The 20,661-nt window shown below is 36.0% G+C and carries 19 protein-coding genes, 3 tRNA genes and 2 pseudogenes; 3 read left to right on the top strand and 21 right to left on the bottom strand.

The genetic code is table 11. The features are described from left to right. Window positions 1–9: 9 nt before the first annotated feature. Window positions 10–1,563, bottom strand: coding sequence for a VanW family protein (locus Ana3638_RS06750; protein WP_161837342.1), 1,554 nt, complete (start codon window positions 1,561–1,563; stop codon window positions 10–12). Window positions 1,564–1,965: 402 nt separating this feature from the next. On the opposite strand from Ana3638_RS06750, the gene Ana3638_RS06745 reads away from it, so the two are divergent. Then, a complete protein-coding gene (locus tag Ana3638_RS06745; protein WP_161837341.1) occupies window positions 1,966–2,583 on the top strand; it encodes a hypothetical protein in 618 nt (205 codons plus the stop codon). Window positions 2,584–2,635: 52 nt separating this feature from the next. Here Ana3638_RS06745 and Ana3638_RS06740 read toward each other — a convergent pair whose 3' ends face one another. From Ana3638_RS06740 to Ana3638_RS24595, 9 genes and pseudogenes are all read right to left on the bottom strand, one after another. Next, window positions 2,636–3,370 (bottom strand): 3'-5' exonuclease, encoded by a 735-nt coding sequence (locus Ana3638_RS06740; protein ID WP_161837340.1) that lies wholly within the window; start codon window positions 3,368–3,370, stop codon window positions 2,636–2,638. Between the two features lie 102 nt (window positions 3,371–3,472). Then, window positions 3,473–4,129, bottom strand: coding sequence for an endonuclease III (gene nth / locus Ana3638_RS06735; RefSeq protein WP_161837339.1), 657 nt, complete (start codon window positions 4,127–4,129; stop codon window positions 3,473–3,475). Between the two features lie 32 nt (window positions 4,130–4,161). Then, window positions 4,162–5,973, bottom strand: coding sequence for a B12-binding domain-containing radical SAM protein (locus Ana3638_RS06730; RefSeq protein WP_202621577.1), 1,812 nt, complete (start codon window positions 5,971–5,973; stop codon window positions 4,162–4,164). A 131-nt stretch (window positions 5,974–6,104) separates the two neighbouring features. After that, window positions 6,105–6,533, bottom strand: a complete 429-nt coding sequence (locus Ana3638_RS06725) for a putative ABC transporter permease (protein WP_161837337.1) — start codon at window positions 6,531–6,533, stop codon at window positions 6,105–6,107. Between the two features lie 175 nt (window positions 6,534–6,708). Next, window positions 6,709–6,779, bottom strand: a tRNA-Gly gene (locus Ana3638_RS06720). A gap of 68 nt (window positions 6,780–6,847) precedes the next feature. After that, window positions 6,848–6,933: transfer RNA gene (locus Ana3638_RS06715), tRNA-Leu, on the bottom strand. Window positions 6,934–7,178: 245 nt separating this feature from the next. Continuing rightward, window positions 7,179–9,226, bottom strand: a pseudogene (locus Ana3638_RS26725) (glycoside hydrolase family 13 protein). Window positions 9,227–9,481: 255 nt separating this feature from the next. Continuing rightward, window positions 9,482–9,622, bottom strand: a complete 141-nt coding sequence (locus Ana3638_RS24600) for an HAD family hydrolase (protein ID WP_202621576.1) — start codon at window positions 9,620–9,622, stop codon at window positions 9,482–9,484. Then, a complete protein-coding gene (locus tag Ana3638_RS24595; RefSeq protein ID WP_202621575.1) occupies window positions 9,622–9,783 on the bottom strand; it encodes an HAD family hydrolase in 162 nt (53 codons plus the stop codon). The genes Ana3638_RS24600 and Ana3638_RS24595 overlap by 1 nt, the downstream gene beginning before the upstream one ends. Window positions 9,784–10,292: 509 nt before the next feature. Between Ana3638_RS24595 and Ana3638_RS06700 the strand changes: the two genes are divergently transcribed. Further along, complete coding sequence (locus Ana3638_RS06700; RefSeq protein WP_161837336.1) at window positions 10,293–10,673, top strand: nuclear transport factor 2-like protein; 381 nt, start codon at window positions 10,293–10,295, stop codon at window positions 10,671–10,673. Window positions 10,674–10,692: 19 nt separating this feature from the next. Then, window positions 10,693–11,022 carry an ASCH domain-containing protein gene (locus Ana3638_RS06695; protein WP_161837335.1) on the top strand — a complete coding sequence of 110 codons (330 nt, stop codon included), beginning with the start codon at window positions 10,693–10,695 and terminating at the stop codon, window positions 11,020–11,022. 457 nt (window positions 11,023–11,479) lie between these two features. Here Ana3638_RS06695 and ftsH read toward each other — a convergent pair whose 3' ends face one another. The 11 genes and pseudogenes from ftsH to Ana3638_RS06640 all read right to left on the bottom strand — a co-directional run bounded on the left by ftsH (window position 11,480) and on the right by Ana3638_RS06640 (window position 20,464). Further along, window positions 11,480–13,354 carry an ATP-dependent zinc metalloprotease FtsH gene (ftsH, locus tag Ana3638_RS06690; protein WP_161837334.1) on the bottom strand — a complete coding sequence of 625 codons (1,875 nt, stop codon included), beginning with the start codon at window positions 13,352–13,354 and terminating at the stop codon, window positions 11,480–11,482. 31 nt (window positions 13,355–13,385) lie between these two features. Then, a complete protein-coding gene (gene hpt / locus Ana3638_RS06685) occupies window positions 13,386–13,907 on the bottom strand; it encodes a hypoxanthine phosphoribosyltransferase (protein ID WP_161837333.1) in 522 nt (173 codons plus the stop codon). Window position 13,908: 1 nt separating this feature from the next. After that, window positions 13,909–14,208: a tRNA lysidine(34) synthetase TilS gene (gene tilS / locus Ana3638_RS24955; RefSeq protein WP_246241084.1), complete on the bottom strand. Its 300-nt coding sequence runs from the start codon at window positions 14,206–14,208 to the stop codon at window positions 13,909–13,911. A gap of 582 nt (window positions 14,209–14,790) precedes the next feature. Next, window positions 14,791–15,290 (bottom strand): annotated as a pseudogene (gene tilS, locus Ana3638_RS06675) (tRNA lysidine(34) synthetase TilS); the annotation flags it as partial. Between the two features lie 113 nt (window positions 15,291–15,403). Further along, the gene (gene spoIIE, locus Ana3638_RS06670) at window positions 15,404–17,716 is read right to left on the bottom strand and encodes a stage II sporulation protein E (RefSeq protein WP_281352939.1); all 2,313 of its coding nucleotides are present in this window, start codon (window positions 17,714–17,716) and stop codon (window positions 15,404–15,406) included. Window positions 17,717–17,783: 67 nt separating this feature from the next. After that, window positions 17,784–17,969, bottom strand: coding sequence for a hypothetical protein (locus Ana3638_RS06665; RefSeq protein ID WP_161837329.1), 186 nt, complete (start codon window positions 17,967–17,969; stop codon window positions 17,784–17,786). Window positions 17,970–18,867: 898 nt separating this feature from the next. Further along, window positions 18,868–18,941 (bottom strand) — tRNA-Met (locus Ana3638_RS06660). A gap of 104 nt (window positions 18,942–19,045) precedes the next feature. Next, window positions 19,046–19,336, bottom strand: a complete 291-nt coding sequence (locus Ana3638_RS06655) for an FtsB family cell division protein (RefSeq protein WP_161837328.1) — start codon at window positions 19,334–19,336, stop codon at window positions 19,046–19,048. A gap of 1 nt (window position 19,337) precedes the next feature. Further along, window positions 19,338–19,838 (bottom strand): spore cortex biosynthesis protein YabQ, encoded by a 501-nt coding sequence (yabQ, locus tag Ana3638_RS06650; protein ID WP_161837327.1) that lies wholly within the window; start codon window positions 19,836–19,838, stop codon window positions 19,338–19,340. A gap of 18 nt (window positions 19,839–19,856) precedes the next feature. Continuing rightward, window positions 19,857–20,144: a sporulation protein YabP gene (gene yabP / locus Ana3638_RS06645; protein ID WP_161837326.1), complete on the bottom strand. Its 288-nt coding sequence runs from the start codon at window positions 20,142–20,144 to the stop codon at window positions 19,857–19,859. Between the two features lie 80 nt (window positions 20,145–20,224). Further along, window positions 20,225–20,464, bottom strand: coding sequence for an RNA-binding S4 domain-containing protein (locus tag Ana3638_RS06640; protein WP_161837325.1), 240 nt, complete (start codon window positions 20,462–20,464; stop codon window positions 20,225–20,227). Window positions 20,465–20,661: the final 197 nt, after the last annotated feature.

The raw sequence follows: 20,661 nt of genomic DNA, 5'->3' as shown, positions 1-20,661 counted from the left end.
TATTAATAATTAGTTTGCATCCTCAGCATCTTCCACTGTCTGATTATTCGTAGTTTCCTCTTCAGCCTGCGTACTCTCAGATGTTTGATCTTCTACGGTATTACCCGGCTTTGTATTATCTATATTTGTGTCAGTATCTTTTGGCGGAGCGTCATCACCTTCAGGAGTATCGCCCGGTTTTTCCCCTTTTGGAGGTTTATCCTCTTTTATCTTCTTGGTGCCAACGGTCACATATTTCGGTGATGCGTTATATACACTCTTATTTACTCTGGTTCTGCTTACTTCCACACCATTTTCATATACGATTTTATATAATTCCGCTACATATCCCGTATGCGCTGACTGTGTCGTTAACGTATAGGTTGTTGGTTTAGTCGGATCTTTTGTTACAACATCTTTACCGGGTGCCTTTTCATCTAATACTACCGTTTCAAATTTAATCGTTCTATTCTTTTTATCTCTGGTTTCATCACCCCATATATTAAAGGTAATGGTCCTTCCGGAAGTATATGCTTCTATTAAGATCGGAAATTTCGTATCGTTTTTGAATTTTAAATCTTTCCAGGTTCCTGCAATTGCAGAATCCCTTGATAAATCCACATAACTGATAGTCATGGAATGAGATTGGCGTTCTACTACCTCTAATTCCGATAATAAAACTGCATTATATAGAGTAGTTGTAACCTGACATGCACCGCCCCCGATACTGTCAACAACTTTACCGTTAGAATATGCACCGGCCTCAAAGTAACCGTTACTCGTAGTAAACGGAGTAAGTTTTTCATAAGCAGAAAAAACTTCTCCGGGATATAAAACCGTATTATTAATTAAACGGGCACCATTTGCCAAATTACCGGCACGGTCTTCGGAGGAAGTGGTATAGGTGGTAGAAAATGTACCCAGTTTTGTATTGCATTTTTCAACCATTTCTTTGGTATATTTCGGCTGGTCATCCTCAACGGTTGCAGCAAGTGTAATATCTTCATGATTCCAGTTATCTAAAATGGCTGTTTTAATTGCATCCACGGTTTTATCTATGTTAACTTTACGGCCAATAGAGTGGTTTGTATAAACGAATTCGCCGCCTGTTCTTTTTACTGATGCATTTTTAGCAGGTACATCATGAGAACTTAATTTATCTTTTACAAATTTCTTAAGCTTTTTATCACTTAAACTAAATTCCAGATTATAAACTAAGTTAGATTGTTCTGTATCTTTTAACTCCTTATATCTTTTAATGAGATTACCCGTTTTGCCAATCAGAAATGCCTCATCAATATAATTGTTCTCCTTATATTCATAACCAAGCTTGTCTAGGGCTATTTCTTCCGTTTTATCATCAATATTAACAATAATTTTCTTTGATTTTAAATCATCCACATAATCTTTAACAGCTTGTTTCGCATCCTCTGCCGTCATACCGCCGATATGAATGGAATCTATATATACGCCCTGGGTGATTGTATCATCTTCCGATGCAGCCAATACCTTGGGACTTATAGTAGTAAAAAAGAAACAAATTACAAACAGTAATAATGTAATTAATTTTTTCTTCCTATCCATACAGTTTTCCTCCTTTTTACATGCTAAAATTTATTGTAACATAATCCTTAGATTAATCAAGATATTATTTCTGTCGTTTGACATTTCCATATATATTATGTATATTCTTATTAAACAGAAATAAATTAATACATAATTGCACTTAAGACTACTGGTACTACCATTGATAATACGATTATTAAGATTATTATAGTAGAAATTATTTTCCTCGTTTTTCTGTTCATGTTAAATACCCTTAAATTATAGAATACTCTATAATATCGCCACAATTTTGTTGAAAGAATCCTATGTGGCATTCCTTTCTTTTTATTTTTTTCTTTCAACATTCATTTTTTAATTACAGCGGATATTCTTAGTTCCGCTTACGGTACTCGCTCATAACCTTATAGAAAGGATTATATTATGTTAATTGTTATAGGAATACTCCTATTCTTTTATCTATTGATTCAATATTCCAATATTAGGACAAAACAGATAATCCAGAAAGAGAAAGAAACTTTTTGGAATAAAGAATATCAGGCTAATTCAACCAGGAAGTCTGACATATCCGGCCTAGACTATATTACAATCCCTATGGATACCCTTCCCTTTACTGATACTGATGAGGGAGAACTAAATGAGATTCAGTCTAATATAAAAAGTTTATTCCAAAAACCGATTTTAAATCTGGCAGGATTGTCCAACACTGATTTAAAGCTTAAGTATGGAGTTGCTAATATTAAATTTTTGATAAAATGCGATGATAATTACACCTTTCTGGTGAAAAATCTGTCCAGATGGGGTTCCTATCTTTATGACCATAACAGATGGAATGAAGCCGTTACCGTCCTTGAATTCGGTGTACAATGTAAAACGGATATCAGTAAAAATTACATTCTCCTCGCCGAGTTGTATAAAGAGCTAAACACTCAGGATAAAATCGATGATTTAATTCAGACAGCGCAGACCCTTGATACGTTATCCAGGGAAAACATCCTAATTTCTTTGAAAGAAATTAAAATGTCTTTTTATTTAAAATAATTCATGTTATTTATTTAGTATTCTTCATTCTATTTATTATAATTCATACACATCAGATTATTCTGCCCTTTTCCAGAATAATTTTATCAATCATCCGGGATGCCTCACTTTGGGTAAGAAAATCTATGGATTGTTCACTCTCTATCTTATGATATTTTAGTAAATCTATCAAGTAATTTTTTTGTTTATTTGTAATAGGCCTGTTTTTCTTTATCTTAAACCACAAGGGTTTTGGTAAAAAAATTTCAGGTCTTTTCAGATAAAATTCATTACAAAGTTTTACATACAGCATAGCGGTAGCCTTAGCGTCATCATAAGCCCGATGTGCATTTTCATTAATGATCTGGTAATGTCTGCACATACTTCCTAAGCTTTTACTCTCCATATCCGGCAATAGTTTTCTGCACAATGAAAGAGTATCAATTCCCATTTTTTCAAAGGTTTTATGCTGTCTTACGGCCGCTGTTTTAAGAAAGCTGTAATCAAACCCGATATTATGACCCATGATAATATAATCCCCCGCAAATTCCAGGAAACGGCATACAACCGTATCTTCCGTCTCAGAGTATTGAATCATTTCATCCGTTATTCCTGTTAGTTTTGTTATATGGCCGGGTAATTTCATCTTTGGATTGATAAATTCGGTAAACTTACCGATTATCTTTCCCTCTTTCACCTTAAGCGCACCTATTTCAATGATCTTGTCCTTTTCCGGATTGAGTCCGGTTGTTTCAACATCAAAACAGACAAATGACGTGATCCTCTCATTTTGTATCTTATCATCCATTTATTGTTACACCCATTGCATATCGCAAGTTTGTTTCCGATACTGCCACATAATAAAAATTTGAAAGAATTAATAAGTGGCTACCTTTCTCTCATTATATTTTCAACTTTTCCCTTTCCATTTACACAGGTCATATAAAAAACATTCCGTGCACTTTGGATTTCTTGCCGTACAAATAGATCTTCCGTGGGCGATAATCTGTAAATTATATAATATCCAATGATCCTTCGGCAGTAAATCCATTAATTCAAATTCAATCTTTTCCGGGTCCTCCGCTTTGGTAAAGCCTAGTTTACCAGATATTCTTTTCACATGGGTATCAACCACAATACTTGGTTCATGATAGATATTTCCCCTGATAACATTAGCAGTTTTTCTCCCTACTCCGGCCAATCCGGTTAATTTATCTATCTCCTTAGGAACTACTCCACCATACTCCGTAACCAGTGTTTTTGCACATTCTATAATATTCTTAGCCTTATTATGATAAAATCCTGTGGAATGAATGTCTTTCTCCAATTCCTTTAGATCGGCACCCGCAAAGTCCTCTAATGTTTTATACTTCTTAAATAAATCTTTTGTAACCAAATTTACTCTTTCATCCGTGCACTGTGCACTTAATATGGTAGCAATTAATAGCTGCCATGGGGTTTCATGGTTTAGATAACATTTATATTCGGTAGTATAATATTCATCCAATAAGGTTAATATTTTATCCACCCTTTCTCTTTCCGCTTTTGTAATTCTTCTATTTGCCATCGTAACCTCTTTTCTATTAAGTAAAGGAATCTTCAGTTTAATTTTACGGAAATATTACTCGCCTGTGAGTTTAATGCATTTTTATGAAAGTAGTCGTACAGGATAAATTCTTCGTCTTTCACCGTTATTCCCGTTTCCGCAGTTTGTTTCACATTAATGTTATAATGCTCCAGATGCAGATGTGGTTTTACCTGATCTATCGATATCTGTGAGGAATCCAGTTTCAGATACTCTCTGATTTTCTGTTCATCACAGTAAAAATCCCTATAAATCTTTTTATATGGCTCATAACCATCGGCAAAGGAAGGACGGCTTTTCAGATTCTCACGTAAATATAAATCATGGACTAAAATATTACGAAAAGCCGTGATATTTATTCCTTCTGATAGTTTACCTCCCATTTCCTTTAACTCAGACATAAATTCCAGTAAAATCTCATACTTTCTCATTCTGGAAGAATTCAATCCCCTTAACTTCTTTCTTTCATAATAGTCCCCCAGCTTCAGATAAAGCTCAAAGGGAGCCACAAAAAAATGCTCCATATATTTTATAGCATATTCAAACTGCCCGCTGTTATAGTAGATTTCTACCATATCTTCCACTGATTTCAAAATAAGTACTTCATCATAACTTAACCACTTCGTATATAACACTTCATAGGGCGGTATACTTTTACTTACAATTCCCCAGTTTTTACTTTCATAAAACATAGCCGAGCCCTTTAATACTTTTAGAAAACCAAGCTGGAACTGATCCGGTTTCATTGCATATACCTCATTAAAGGAATTCTGAAAGGATTTCATATCCTCAAAAGGCAGACCTGCAATTAAGTCCAGGTGTTCATGAATATTCCTGCTTTTATGAATACAGTGGACCGCTAGTTTTAGTTTATCCAGATTCATTTTCCTGCGTATGGCATCTATGGTTTTAGGATTGGTAGATTGAACTCCTATTTCTAATTGTACCAGTCCAGGTCTCATGGTACATAATAATTCAAGTTCTTCCTCATCCAATATATCGGCTGAAATTTCAAAATGAAAATTAGTTATTCCGTTATCCCGCTCCTTAATATAATTCCAGATTGCAAGTGTTTGTTTTTTATTGCAATTAAAAGTCCTGTCCACAAATTTGACCTGTGGTACTTTATACTGTAAAAATAGTTCCAATTCCTTTTTAACCAGTTCTATATTCCTTAACCTTACTTTTTTATCAATAGAGGAAAGGCAGTAACTGCAGGAATACGGGCATCCCCTGCTGGCTTCATAATAAATTATTTTATTTTTAAAGTCTTCTATATTCTCATAGGGAAATGGTATGCTGCTTATATCCATCTCTGTTCTTATTCCGGTTACGGTAACTCTCCTCGGTTCCTTCCCCAAAATTTCATTCCGTTCTTCTGTTTTCCTGGCGTTATCTGTAAATACGATTCCTTTTATCTGTTCTATGGATTTCACCCCTGCAATATAATAATTCATTAATTCCAGAAATGTTTCTTCCCCTTCGCCGACCATAATACCGTCTACGGCCGTACTCTCTTCCAGTCGCTTTTCGGCATCATAAGAAACTTCAGGACCTCCCAGCCAGATCTTACAGTCCGGCAATAACTTCCTTAATTCGATACATAACTGTTCAACCATGCTTATATTCCAGATATAACAGGAAAATCCTATAAAATCGGGCTTTTCCTTATAAATTGCCTGTAATATATCATCGGTATAATTATTTATGGTAAACTCCGCCAATTGAATCTGCTGCCTATAGACCTTTGCGTATGACCTTAGACTGTAAATTGCAAGATTGGAATGAATGTACTTTGCATTAATAGCGGTAAGTAATATTTTCACTTTTGCTCCTATCCGTGTTATAAACATCTTTTACTGTTACATTAAAAACTAATAATATAGTAGCACATTTTTATAAAAAGTAAAAGGACTGTGTCCGGTGGGATACCGTATCCAGTCCTAAATAGCTTTCATCAGAAAATTTTATAGTCGGGTTTTTCTTCCCCTAACAGAAAATACTTCAGGTAATCATCTAATAATATCGCTCCTAACGAAAGAAAAAACCATATATTAGTAAAAAGCAGACAGATCTGCCCCATAAAGTTATAGGGCATATTGGAATAATCCCATACATTGAGTTTTAACCAAACGTTAACCACGAGACCTACGATAAGTTCTACTGCTGTAATAATAAATGCAGAAATAACCATCTGGCTGATAATTGATATTTTATCCGTAAATATTTCATTCAAAAGCCCGATAAGTATAAAACAAATTCCCCCTGCAATCAGCATGGATATGTGGGAATAACCTCGAAACAGTATTTCTATTCCGCAATAGGAGTAACCACCTACAAAGAAGAGAAGAATGTATTTCAGCGTTTTGTTATATAATTTGAGCATATTGCTTCCATCCTTTCCAAGGTAGTTTTAATACCCTTAAGATCAGCGAATGTTGTAAAACCTTGATTATACGAAAGAATTTACAACTTCTGTAACCTCTTCTTAAGACATCTGCATATAGTATGTTCAAATTGCAAAACTAATATTATTATAAACTATTTTAGGGCAGCAAAAAAGCGGGTGATGGGAATCGAACCCACGTATCTAGCTTGGAAGGCTAGTGTTCTACCATTGAACTACACCCGCATAACCAATATATAATTAAAATGACAAGAAAATTAAACAATAGTTATAAATTATATTTAATTTCTTAATGCCGGCGACCGGAATCGAACCGGTACGGGAGATTAGTCCCGCAGGATTTTAAGTCCTGTGCGTCTGCCAGTTCCGCCACGCCGGCATCTGATTAATCTAAAATTATCTTAATCAAAACTTTCTGACAAGGATGAATTATATCATATCAAATAACCATTTTCAAGTGTTTTTATAAATTTTCGTAATTTTCGTAAATTTTGTTACGATTCTTTAGGATTATGGTTTTGGCGAAACTTAAAGATATATGATTTACCAATTTACTAACACCTTTAAGAAGTAACTTCCTAAAATAAAACTTCACAAGTAATTTATCTTTTCAAAAGATTTTACCTATATTTTCTTATTTTGCACAACATTTTTAACTATGAGTGAAGAAATTGGGGGCATCGTTAATTGTAACATACCGTTTTCCGTGTGAAAAATAACAGCGTCCCGGTAATATCCCTCTTCTGTGGTAAGGATCAGCCTGCATAAGGTATCCTCATCCGATATGCCTACTTCCCAAGTTTTTATTGTCTCCGTAATTTCATAATTATTATTATTCACAGCGATAATAAATTTATCTACCCGGTTAAACCTGCCATAACTGATAAAACCGTACGTACCGCCTAAAAATAGAATAGAACCGGTTCTAAGAGCCTCATAATCTTTATGAATACTTATGATTTCCTTGTGAAAATCAATCAAATCCATATCTTCATTTCCCCAGGGAAAAGTTCTGCGGTTATCCGGATCCGTGAAACCGCATACTCCTGCTTCATCCCCGTAATAAATCGTCGGAGCGCCGACCCAGGTCATCTGTACGGTAACCGCAGACCGAAGCACACCTTTATTTATTCCTTCTTCCGCTGCATGGGGACCTAGGGAAGCGGTTCTTCCCACTCTTTTGTTCGTACGGGTTAAAAACCTGGAATGATCATGGTTTGATAATTCGTTCATAGCCGTAAAAAGAGAGGAAGTCTGATACCTGGACATATGATATGACATGGCCTGAAAGAAAATATCGTGACGGTTAAGAAGAGATTCCCTAAATTCATCACTATGCTTTTCCATACCGGTTAAAAACCACGTTAACGGTTCCATAAAGGCATCATAATTCATAACGGTGTCCCATTCATCACCCAGAAGCCAGGACTTGGGATCCCCGTAATGTTCGGCGAAAATAATTGCATCCGGATTGGCCTCTTTTACACTTCTGCGGAAATCTCTCCAGAATTGGTGGTTAAACTCCGCGGAATATCCCAAATCAGCTGCTACATCAAGCCTCCACCCGTCACAGTTAAAAGGGGGAGAAACCCATTTTCTCGCAACATCCATAACATAGTTATAAAGCATGGGGGAACCCTCATAATTAAGTTTTGGAAGGGTATCATGACCCCACCAGCCGTCATAAGAGGCATTATCAGGCCAATGATCCTCCCTGAACCGGAAGAATGAAGTATAAGGACTGTTTTTGTCTGTATATGCACCTTTTTCATACCCGTCTGTATTCTCATAGATGCCCTCTCTGTCCAGCCATTTATGAAAAGAACCGCAATGATTAAAAACCCCGTCTAAAATAACTTTTAAACCCCTCTTATGAGCTTCATTTACCAGCTGTATCAGTAAATCGTTGCTGGAATGAAGATTTTCACTATCCGTAACCCGGAACCTGTATTTTGTTGCCTGCCTGTTATTGGTCTCATTTGGAACCAGTGCTTCTCCGCCATCATTTTTTATTACTCCGTAATGGGGGTCGATAAAATCATAATCCTGGGTATCATATTTATGATTGGAGGGGATACAAAGATAGGATTAAAATAGATAGCCTCAACACCTAATTCCTGCAAATAATCCAGTTTTTTAATTACTCCCTGTAAATCGCCTCCGTAAAACTCTCCTACACCGAAAGAATCCGGGTATTTACTCCAGTCGGTAACCTTTCTGGTAGGGATATTAATATAACTATATTCTCCATCCACGACATCATTATTAACATCACCGTTATAAAATCGGTCGACAAAAATCTGGTAAAATACGGCGCCTTTTGCCCAATCCGGCGTATGAAAACCCGGGGTTATCATAAAGTTAAACTCTTTATGAAGTTCCAAAGCCACGCCTGTTCTATTGTAATACCAGATTTTATCATCACCATATATTTCAAAATAATAAGAGACCATCTGATCCGTTAGTTCAAACTCTATCTCATAATAATCAAACAAAGAATCCGATTCCTTAACTACCATCTGCCAAAAACCCTCGCCGGTAACCAGCCTGACACTGTCTATATCCTCCTTACCTGCACGAAAACGAATGGTAACTATATCATAAGACGACGGTTCACAGGGAATCCTGTAATCCTGGGTTCCGTCGCTAAAAAATGCATCCACATTAAGCATAATTAATCAAAGTAATCCTTTCTTATTAGTTTTTAAAAACCTAATAATAGATATACCCCATTTTATTACAACTATTAGGGAAACACAACTTTTTTGATTCATTTAATCCATTGGGCCACAATAGAAGAAATAAATGCACTTATCTCAAAGAGCAAATTCTCGAGTGTTGATATGGGCGCTATGTTAATGTTCATTCGTAACAGCGTATGAGCAGCTGTCATCTCCAAATACAGCTTTTCTTACTTATGAAAGAAACTAAATAATAGTATTTAATTGTTCAAAGTTACTTATAGAATAATCAGCAATATTATTTTTATCGCCCCGCTCATTGAAATAGCAAGCATGGATTCCGGCATTTTTTGCTGATAAAATATCTAAATCCCTATCACCTATCATTATTGCCTCATTATGGAGTATATTATATTTCTCAAGAAGATGATTTCATCCAGTGATTCCAGTATTCCATTTTCCTTAAGAGTCATTTGAAAAGCAATCCCCGTAACTGGATATGTATCAAAAAGTGTACCATCAAAATCCCAAATAATATGCTTGTACAATACTAACCCCTCCCATTTTTGATTTTCTAAGTTACTTTTTTCAAATACTGAATAACACAAGATATACAAATGTTTTACTCGCTACTATATAATTGTAATTCGTTTAAAAATTGGTACATGAATTTGCAATTAAAATAGTATACTCCTTACTTCTTCTAATTTCTATCATAACACTTTTTTTTTAATAAGAATCGAAAATTTTATTTTACTTTGATTTAATTACATTATTATTGAATGATTAACATTACTGAGTATGTAAGCTATTATGTATATTAAAATTACCCTCTGTTAGATAATAATATTGATATTGAACATATGTTCTGATGATGATAAAATAGAACTTAGGATAACTTAGTACAGGAGGCTATTATGCCATCATTATTTTCAGACCAACTATAGCTTATCCAATACAATCCAAATGACGTAACGAAAAAGCATATTACGGAGTTAGTTGGTTCGTAATCTTTTACTATTGGAACATATATAAAGTTTTTTAGGGAGGTATATCTATGGATTTAAAAGAAATAGTTAAATGTATTTTTCGAGTTACTATTCAACAAAATGCCGGAATGATGGAAGCATTCTTTACTGAAACAGCGGTTATTAACTGGCATAATACAAACGAAAGTTTTTCCCGTGACGAATACATAAGGGCTAATTGTGAGTATCCGGGGGAGTGGAAAGGTGATATTGAGAGAATCGAACAGATTGCTAATCTGGTTATACTTGTCGGATCTGTCAAATCAATGGATAAGGGTATAGTATCCCATGTAACTTCTTTTTATGTATTTGAAAACGGGAAAGTTATTAAATTGGACGAATATTGGGGAGATGATGGTGAAGCACCCGGATGGAGACGGGACATGAAAATCGGCAGGCCCATAAATTAATACTTAGGAGTAAACTATTATGATGATATTACCTATAAAAAAGAAATGGTTTGATATGATTTTATCCGGTGAAAAGAAAGAAGAATATAGAGAAATCAAACCATATTATATTAAAAGGTTAACCAATATTTTCAAAGTATCTGAAACTTTACTGTTTACATGGTTTCAGCAGGGTTCACATCAAAACCTCGAAATAATGTTCCGTAACGGATATTCATCTCATAGTCCTTCATTTGTAGCGGATTGTGAATTATACGTAGGTAAAGGAAATGTAGATTGGGGAGCAGTATTGGATACGGAATATATTATATTTAAAATAAAGAAAATCAGACGAAGGAGTGAAATCTGATATCTTTATCTTTCGTCTTATATAAACAGAACATTTTAGGATCCGGGACGGCGGCAGGTCCTGTGAGTAACAATTGCATTAGAAAGGTTCTTTCTCTAAAATTGTTACCACAGGACCTGCCGCCGTCCCGGCCCCTGAAATATTAATCAGTCAGACATGCTCCTCCGTCAGACCATAAACCTAAATCAGCGTAAAAAAAAGGACAGCTTTCCGAACGCTGTCCTTTTTTTGGAGAAGGTATTTTTGTTACTTATGGGGTGTAGCAAAAACTATATAATGTATTGGGGTTTACGTTTATTAGTATAACATCATGACCGTTAAAAGTGTGCACAAACATTACAAAATTATCAAATAATTTTTGTTTGTTTTTACGACTGAGAATCAAGTCCTATCAAAGCCATATTGTAAAACCTATAAAAACTATAATATTTTTATCTGATTTTTATAAATCCCCATTTTAGACCTCTAATATTACGGAATTCATTCCATTATCCCCGTCAGTAGGTTTGTGAAACAAAGCTTCAAATTCTTCCCGATTAATTCTTTCTTTTTCAATCAGCAATTTCGCGCAGCTATGAAGAACATCATTGTATTCGGTTAATATTCTCTTAGCTTCACTATAGCAGTGATCTATCATACCTTTTACTTCATCGTCGATGGTTCTTGCAACGCTCTCGGAATAGCTTCTTGTATGAGCTAAATCACGGCCGATAAATACTTCATCATCATCACTGTCATAGTTAACCATGCCTACATTACTTGAAAAACCATATTTCGTAACCATGGATCTGGCTGTTTTCGTTGCCATTTTAATATCCTGGGATGCACCGGTTGTAATATCATCAAAGATAAGCTCTTCTGCTGCCCTGCCGCCGAGTCCCACAATAATATCCTGTTCCATTTTTCCCTTTGTATTAAACATTTCATCCCGTTCCGGTAAAGGCATAGTGTAACCTGCGGCTCCGTTACCCGTAGGAATAATGGATACGGTATATACCGGGCCCACATCCGGAAGGATATGAAATAAAATTGCATGACCGGCTTCATGATAAGCAGTAATTTTTTTCTCTTTGTCAGAAATTACCCTGCTCTTCTTTTCGGTGCCGATACCTATTTTAATAAAGGAGCGGTTAATATCCTCCTGTACAATAAAGGAACGGTTTTCCTTAGCAGCGCAAATAGCCGATTCATTCAACAGATTTTCCAGATCCGCACCGGTAAATCCGGCAGTTGTCTGGGCGATTTGTTTTAAATCCACATCTTCTGCAAGGGGTTTTCCTTTGGAATGTACCTGCAGGATTTCTTCCCTTCCTTTCACATCGGGACGGCCTACCATTACTTTACGGTCAAAACGTCCGGGACGTAAAATAGCAGGGTCTAAAATATCAACACGGTTGGTTGCTGCCATAACAATAATTCCTTCATTGGCACCAAAACCATCCATTTCCACCAGCAACTGGTTTAAGGTCTGTTCTCTTTCATCATGTCCGCCGCCCATACCGGTACCTCTGCGTCTGGCTACGGCATCAATTTCATCAATAAATACAATACAAGGGGAATGTTTCTTTGCATCTTCGAATAAATCCCTTACTCTGGATGCTCCCACACCGACAAACATTTCAACGAAATCGGAACCGGATATACTAAAGAACGGTACGCCTGCTTCACCGGCCACTGCCTTGGCAAGAAGTGTTTTACCGGTTCCCGGAGGTCCCTCTAATAATACGCCTTTTGGTATTCTTGCACCAACCTGCACATATTTCTTCGGGGTTCTTAAAAAGTCTACGATTTCTTTTAATTCTTCTTTTTCTTCTTCTAAGCCTGCCACATTTTTAAATGTGGTTTTCTTATTTTCATCCGTGGTCATCTTCGCCCGGCTTTTACCGAAATTCATGACCTTACTGTTACCACCGCCGCCACCGGCTGCCTGATTGGATAAGAAAGAAAATAAGATTATAATAACTACAAATCCGAGGAGATAAGGTAATACGCTGGTTAAGAACCAGTTAGGCTTTGATATATCATGTATCGTATATTTATCTTTCAGACTATTAGCAGTAAATAATAGTTCCGTTACCGCTTTTACATCAGGGACATTAAACTGCTCCTTCTTCCCATCGTTAAACGTAACGGTAACTTTACCGCTTGGCACCTCCTGGTTCTGAAATACATCCACTTTTTGTATTGTATTATTTCCCATATCTGCCAAAAAATTATTATATTCATAATTTTGTGAACCAGTGTTGTTTAAGCTGTCTTGTAATAGCAATGCTGCTAATATAATACCAAGGATAATGATATAAAAACCATATCCTTTCAATTGTCTTCTCACAGGATGACCTCCTTTCAATTATTCTACTCAATTATTCTACTACACCGATAAACGGTAAATTCCTGTATTTTTGCATATAGTCAAGTCCGTATCCCACTACGAATTTATCCGGAATCTGGAATCCAACATAATCCACTTCCACATCGGTAATTCTTCTTTCCGGTTTATCAAGCAGCGTACAGATTTTAATACTCTTAGGTTTTCTGCTGTTAAGCAGATCAATTAAATATCTTAAAGTATTACCGGAATCAATAATATCCTCAACGATAAGTACTTCTTTTCCTTCTATGGAATCATCCAGATCCTTGATGATTTTAACCCTTCCGGAGCTTACTGTTTCATCTCCGTAACTGGATACTGACATAAAATCCAGGGAAACCGGTACCGTTATATTTTTAGCTAATTCACAGGTTATAAATACACCGCCTTTTAAAACACAAATCAAATGCAGTTCTTTCCCTGCATATTCTTTACTGATTTGTTCTCCTAACTCACGAATTTTCTTATCTACCTCTTCTTTCGGTATTAATACGTTAATTTTTTTATTATCCATCTTATTTTCCTCCGTCTAAATTTATCTCAAGTATTACTTTTGTCTCCTCACTTACTTTATATGCCTCACTCATTCTGCCGCCTGCTACCCACATGATATGGGAGCCGTCAGCTAATAATGGGAGGAGATCTCTTTTCTCTCTTGGAATTTTTTCATCAATAAATAATGATTTAATTTTCTTTCTGCTTCCAACAGAATCTATCTGGATATAATCTCCTTCTTTTCTGGTTCTGATTAGAACAGTATTTTTTATTTTATCATAGTCAAACCATTTCGTACACCCATTTCTCGGAATTATCATATTTTTTTTATAATTTATTAATTTTGTACGCAGGATTTGATTTGTCTCCGGTATTAAAGTATCACCCGGGATGTTTACCATTTGCTCCCTGAATTGATTTACCTGCCTTTCATCCGGGAAATTTTCCACCCGTTCTGAAGGTTTATTATGTTGCATGGTTATGGTATGATAACCTCTCACTGCCAAAATGCAATAGGGTAAATTTAATAATTTACCTACCGGTTTCTCTGATAATTCCAGTATGAGGCCGACATGGAGTGCTTCCACATCTTTTAACTGCCCTGCTAGCTGTTCAAAAATCTTTCGTATTACACCTTTTTGAATTACCAAGTCCTCCTGCCTCAGTTTCTCTATGTTAATTTCATAAGCTTCTTGTTTTATTTTATATTGTACTGCCTTTTCATAGGCAATTTTAATATTGTTCTCCAAGTATCCGTCAATCTCAGCTAATTTTTCGGAAGCACTTACGATATGTTCAATCGCCTTTGGATTAATTTTCTCTTTTGCAAAGCTTATGATAGTATGCCTGATTTTATTACGGGTATAATCCTGTGTTAAATTTGTCCGGTCCGTCTGATAAGAAATGCCGTTTTCATTTAAATAATGTTCTATTTCATCCCTGTCCATACATAACAAAGGTCTGATTATATTCCCTCTTACCGCCGGTATGCCCGTGAGACCTTTGATTCCGCTTCCCCGGAATAAATGAAAAGAATGGTTTCCGCATTATCATTTTTATTATGTGCAATTGCAATTTTATTACACTTATTTTTGAGGAAACAATCATTAAATGAATCGTACCGTACCTTCCGGCCGGCTTCCTCCTCGGATAATCCAAGGCTTTTAGCAACAGATGGAACATCTGCTTTCACACAGGTATATGGTACATTATTATTAAGACATATCTGTTTCACATACGCTTCGTCTTCATCCGCTTCTTCTCCCCTTATTCCATGATTTACATGGACCACAAACAGGGTTAGATGATAGATTGGAGATAAATTATGAAGTACATGGAAAAGGCAGACAGAATCAGCACCACCGGAAACACCAACCACGATTCTGTCTCCCTCTTCAATCATATTATGTTCTTGAATAAAATTACGGACTGTATTTAACATTCTGACTCCCGTATCAATTTTTTAGTAAAAAACAATTTTTTTCCATTTTAACTCTAACCTGTCCAAATTTCAAGCTACTTACTCCAAAAGCCTGCCACCAGCACAGTCATATCATCTTTCGGAACCCATCCGTTTAATTCCAATGCCTGATTTAATACAGCATTGGCTATTTCCTGTGGATTATTCATTTTCAGGTCTTTAATAAATTCTCCCACAAATTTTTCTTTTTCATCACCAGGAATACAATCAATGACCCCATCTGTTACCATAATGACAAAATTACCGTTACCTAGTTTCTTGGTCACAACATCATAGTCCACCTGATTTAATATCCCCACCGGCAGAGTGGAGGATGTAACGGTCTCCACCCGGTCTTCCCGTTTTATAAAAGTAGTGGAGGCACCGATTTTAATGATATCACAGATACCGGTATACAGGTTAACTACACTCATGTCTATGGTAGAAAACGTCTGTTCCTCCGAACGCAGTACTAATATGGAATTAATCAGCTTGATGGCAGATTCTTTCCGGAACCCCGCTTCAATAAATTGTTCCAGCAGCTCAACTACGGATTCGCTTTCTTCACATGCCGTCTCTCCCGTGCCCATACCATCGGATAAGGTTAAAACCAATGTACCCGGATCGGGATAGATAAAAGAAAAATTATCCCCTGATATTCTTCCTCCTTCTTTCGTCATCTTGCTCATACCTGTAAATACGCTAAAATTGGCATCTTCCACAAATACAAACGTTTCATAATCTTTTGTTATGACTTTTTTGCAGCCATCAGAGGGACGCATCCGTTTATCAAATACGTCGTTTATTAAGCCGGCCGCTTCTTTTGTAGTGATACAGCGTCCCCGTTCCGTCCGGGCCGTCATATATATTTCCTGCTTATTATTTCTTTTTTCAAAAACAGCAATACGGTTAACAACAATATGGTTTGCTTTCAAATGATAAATTAATTTATTTTTAATGGTTTCCGGAGTATCAACCGTTTTATACAGATCCAGGGAAAAATCATCTATAATATTAGCAACTTCCGACAATTGTCCGGCAATTGCTTCCCTGCTTTCTGCCATACGGTTAAGCCAGGATAAATTTAACTTAGCCATTTCAAATACCCTTTTGGTCTCTGCCAGGAAATTCTCCAGGAAGATGCACCGGTTTGCAAATTCAACCGGAACCTCGCTTAATGCGATTGTGCCGTTTTGCTCCACAACATCCAGTATGTGGTAGGCGCCCTGATAGGTCTCGTAAAAATAACTTTTCCAGCAGATATTACAATTGCTGCAATCCTTGCACAGGTGTTCCGATATTTCATCAAAAATATCGCTTTTATCCTTTTTGCTTAGCGCAGTCTTTTTTTCCGAAATCGTTGAAAAGGTATTGGACAGACTGTGAAAAGACTCCGAAAAATCCCTTAGTTTACCTTTCGCTACATTTTGTATACTTTGTTTCACAAAAATATCTTCTTTTTCCCCCTCATCACCAAGATTCACCTTATAGATTAATGTCTTTGGCGAAAGAAGAAAAAGCACAGCACAGGATGCCAAGGCACCGAATCCCGACATACTGATCTGAGTATTCTGATATAATTCCCCCAGGATAATGACTCCTGCCGAATATAAAACAATCGTAACAAACCGTCCCAATTCCCGAAAAGTTCCGGCTACAATACCCAACATACACATAAGTCCGATTTGATTTGGCTGGCCTGTTTTTAAGGCCATTATAACACCACACGCGGCTCCTGCCAAAGCCCCATAACCGGCTCCGTACTTATACCCGGTAAAGAGGATACTGAATAAGGCTATGGTCATGGTTAAAGAAAAACCCAAAGCTGTAAATTCCGGCATACCATAGATAAATACGGCTAAAATTACTGCTATACTGATTATCTGCTCATTGTCCAGGACTTGTCCCCTGACTCCATGCATCAAAGGTTCCAAACCTTTTCGAAAGACAAAGCTGCAGGCAAAAATAGAGATACCCTCTCCAATACCAATTAGTATATAATAAGTGGGATTTTCATACATTAATCCGCCGGCAATCGTGATTGCAGCTGTAACTGCGCCGGCAAGCCCGCCTAATACCAATACGGAAACTTTTTTATTATTATATTCCATTAATGCTGTTATAATGGAAATTACAATCATTACAATTACATATTTTGCAGTATCTACTGCAGGTAGAGCAGTGAGCATTCCTAATAATACGGTTAACATAATTGTAAGCCGTCCTTTTCTCTCCAAATAAACCGCAGCAAAATAACCGATTGCTATCGGATTCATACCTGCAAATACAGCCCGTGCCATAACTATCCCCATTAAATTAATTAAAAACTTCCTCATATTTAATTCTTTCATTTTACACACACTTTGCATATCGCGGGTGTGCCCACGATATTGCCACATATAAAACAGGTTGAAAGAAGCTGATTGTGGCATCCTTTCACTGATTATATTTTCTTTCAACCCTCCCGACATGATACTGCTTTACGGCGTCATAAATAACAGGAGAAGAAGCCGTATGACTGGCCGCAAATGTTGCATGAAAATCAGTAGAAATATGATAAGAAAGTCCCTCTGACTTTCTTATCGTATTTCCAAAGAAACTGCAAGGCAGTTTCTTTTTCACACCATACTGTCCTCCTCAACCGGATTTTTATTATAGAAACGTCTTTGCAAACCAAGAAGTATCCGTTAGACCTGTATTATAGAATTTGATTTTTGAAATGTTTGTCAAAAATCAGAAATGGTTTCCAAAAAGTTTTTGACAAGAAATTCAAAGAAAGCATGTTAGAATCGAATCAAGAGAGTTAAGGCTTATTAAGAATTTCACTTTAGGGTAAGAGAGGGCTGAACGCGGCTATGGGCGGGAATCAGTTTTATAATTTTCTTAAGTGTTTAAATGAAGTTGCTATTTGCGCATTTCTTAGTTATTTCTTACTTTTCTAAATGGTATTTTAATGTTTCACTTACTCTTTTCAATGGTATTTTATTTATGGTATTTATTCTCTTATAAGAGTCTTTACGAATTTCATTAATAGTATAAGTACCGGGAGGTTGTAGGATATGGTTTTTTGAAGAGTTTATTTAATGTGCTCATTATTATTTTAACGGAATCATTATTATTTTAATGTTTGTTTTTTATTTTTTTGTCATTTATTATAAGCATTTTTAAGGGAAATATAGTATATAAAAAAAGCAAAAATTTATTTTATAACAGGAGTCTTGAGGCAGCAAGAATAATAAGAATCCGTACATCCTGCGGATCTTTTTATGTTATAGGGTGAATTTCTCAAAATTATAGAAAAGATCCTGGCTTGCCATTCTCTAACGCCGATACTCCGTCACTTCAGTGGCTAATTGCCCAAAGAATATTATCCGCGTGCACATATCCATCCTACCCGAAAGTGGTTTTATCTCATGGGGCGTAATTACCTATGTAATAAAAAAAGCCTGCCATATTCTTTACCTTTACAGGTAACAATATTAACAGGATCCTGGTATTATAAATATTTAATTTAAATAAATAGCGAAGGACGGATTTGAACCGCCGACACCGCGGGTATGAACCGCGTGCTCTAGCCAACTGAGCTACTTCGCCGAAGTGACGAACTACATTATAACTGCTTTTTCCATGCTTGTCAACCTATTAATGTATGTTGTTTAAAATTTTTTATATTTTTGAGCATCATAGAAAATCCAGTATTACTCTTGGGCTTTAAAAATAATTTCATCTTTATAAACCAGCCCGAGTTTTTCCCTAGCCATCTCTTCAATATATTTTTTTGTTTGCATATAGGCTTTCTTCTCTTGTATTTCTTTCGCTTGCTCTTTCTCTTGCTCAATATCATCTTTTAATTCCGCAATTCGAGCTGTAGATTTTGCATTGGCTTTATCTAATTCCTGCCTGTTATAAGAAACAATACCGCAAACTAAAAGCACCATAACGGCAATTAGGCCTAAGCCTGTCCGCCTTGCTTTTCTTTTCTTTCTCAAACTAATCACCTTTTTCGTTATCTGATACTGTTATTTTACTTGATTTTTTTAATTTTTTCAATGATTTAAACAAAAACTGTATAAATTTTTTGATTTTTGAGAATATCCACATAAATAATCTTTTTATTTTGCGGAATATAAACCGAAAGGGTCTTAATATCAGAGCAAATAACTTCCAGGTCAGATTTATGATTTGGTTTAATAATGTAGATATGGTATTAACAAATAATTCACTGAATACGGAATGATAAAGTATCATTCCTATCAGCATGGCTAAGATTGCAAAACCCCGAATGATACCGTTGTTTTGCTGATACATCATATGAAATATTAATAAACTGGACACTACCCAGTAAATTAAATCTTCAAATGCAATGAAAAATCCATTGTGAATTATTACACGTCTGAATATACGCAATACGTCATATAGGATCAGCAAAATAATACCCCATAATACAGAGGTACCAAAAAACCGCAGTTCAACCATAATTGCATCGTTCATCGTCTGTTCTCCTCCTGATTATTTGAACAGTCTGCTAATTAATGATTCCCCGGACTTTCCATAATTGTTTGAATCAGAATACGTCAAACTATCAATCTTGCCATCAACATCTACTTCACCTTTTTCTAATGTAAGGCGATTCACATGAAGATCATTGCCCCGAAGCATAAGTATACCCTGTTCTGTTTCTAAGAGTACTTCACCGGCATCAAAAGACAACACATCTTTTACCCCGGTAATTGCAGCTGAACTCCTTGCATTTAAACTTACTTTATGGTTTTTCTGAATCGGTTGTTTTTCATCCATACTAAAAGCCTCCTAATATACTTCATTTCATTTCAATATATTAAAAGACTTCTAATTTCATGCCCAAAAGATAGCTATTATTAAAGATACTTGTATAATTCTTTTGCATCATCTTTACGTACGGTTTCCTGAACATCTAAAACCTGTACTTTCACAGCTTTACTGCCAAATCCTATTTCAATAATATCATCTACTTTTACGGCGGCGGAAGCTTTGGCTGGTTTTCCGTTTACCAGTACCCTGCCTGCATCACAAGCTTCATTGGCAACAGTTCTGCGTTTTATTAATCTGGAAACTTTTAAAAATTTATCTAATCTCATAAATTTTCTCCTATAAATTTAGATTTAGCTGTAGGTAATTGCGCGACTCACATATTGTATCTATATGCCATGCAATTAATACGATTTTAGAGCCAAATCTGTCCCAGCGGGCAACTGAGGCTAGAAACAAGTATCAATTGGTGGTATATACAACTAAATAGTTTCGCAATTGCCCTATAGATTTGACTGGATAAAAA

Source organism: Anaerocolumna sedimenticola (assembly GCF_009931695.1).
Lineage (GTDB): Bacteria > Bacillota > Clostridia > Lachnospirales > Lachnospiraceae > Anaerocolumna > Anaerocolumna sedimenticola.
The sequence above is the reverse complement of the archived record's forward strand: the minus strand, read 5'-3'. Positions and strand labels throughout refer to the sequence as shown.

Excerpts from the sequence above, each read along its gene's own strand:
- Ana3638_RS06750 (WP_161837342.1), bottom strand. The coding sequence starts at position 1,563 with ATGGATAGGAAGAAAAAATTAATTACATTATTACTGTTTGTAATTTGT.
- Ana3638_RS06745 (WP_161837341.1), top strand. The coding sequence starts at position 1,966 with ATGTTAATTGTTATAGGAATACTCCTATTCTTTTATCTATTGATTCAA.
- Ana3638_RS06740 (WP_161837340.1), bottom strand. The coding sequence starts at position 3,370 with ATGGATGATAAGATACAAAATGAGAGGATCACGTCATTTGTCTGTTTT.
- nth (WP_161837339.1), bottom strand. The coding sequence starts at position 4,129 with ATGGCAAATAGAAGAATTACAAAAGCGGAAAGAGAAAGGGTGGATAAA.
- Ana3638_RS06725 (WP_161837337.1), bottom strand. The coding sequence starts at position 6,533 with ATGCTCAAATTATATAACAAAACGCTGAAATACATTCTTCTCTTCTTT.
- Ana3638_RS24600 (WP_202621576.1), bottom strand. The coding sequence starts at position 9,622 with ATGATAGGTGATAGGGATTTAGATATTTTATCAGCAAAAAATGCCGGA.
- Ana3638_RS06700 (WP_161837336.1), top strand. The coding sequence starts at position 10,293 with ATGGATTTAAAAGAAATAGTTAAATGTATTTTTCGAGTTACTATTCAA.
- Ana3638_RS06695 (WP_161837335.1), top strand. The coding sequence starts at position 10,693 with ATGATGATATTACCTATAAAAAAGAAATGGTTTGATATGATTTTATCC.
- hpt (WP_161837333.1), bottom strand. The coding sequence starts at position 13,907 with ATGGATAATAAAAAAATTAACGTATTAATACCGAAAGAAGAGGTAGAT.
- tilS (WP_246241084.1), bottom strand. The coding sequence starts at position 14,208 with ATGATAATTCCGAGAAATGGGTGTACGAAATGGTTTGACTATGATAAA.
- spoIIE (WP_281352939.1), bottom strand. The coding sequence starts at position 17,716 with ATGCAAAGTGTGTGTAAAATGAAAGAATTAAATATGAGGAAGTTTTTA.
- yabQ (WP_161837327.1), bottom strand. The coding sequence starts at position 19,838 with ATGAACGATGCAATTATGGTTGAACTGCGGTTTTTTGGTACCTCTGTA.
- yabP (WP_161837326.1), bottom strand. The coding sequence starts at position 20,144 with ATGGATGAAAAACAACCGATTCAGAAAAACCATAAAGTAAGTTTAAAT.
- Ana3638_RS06640 (WP_161837325.1), bottom strand. The coding sequence starts at position 20,464 with ATGAGATTAGATAAATTTTTAAAAGTTTCCAGATTAATAAAACGCAGA.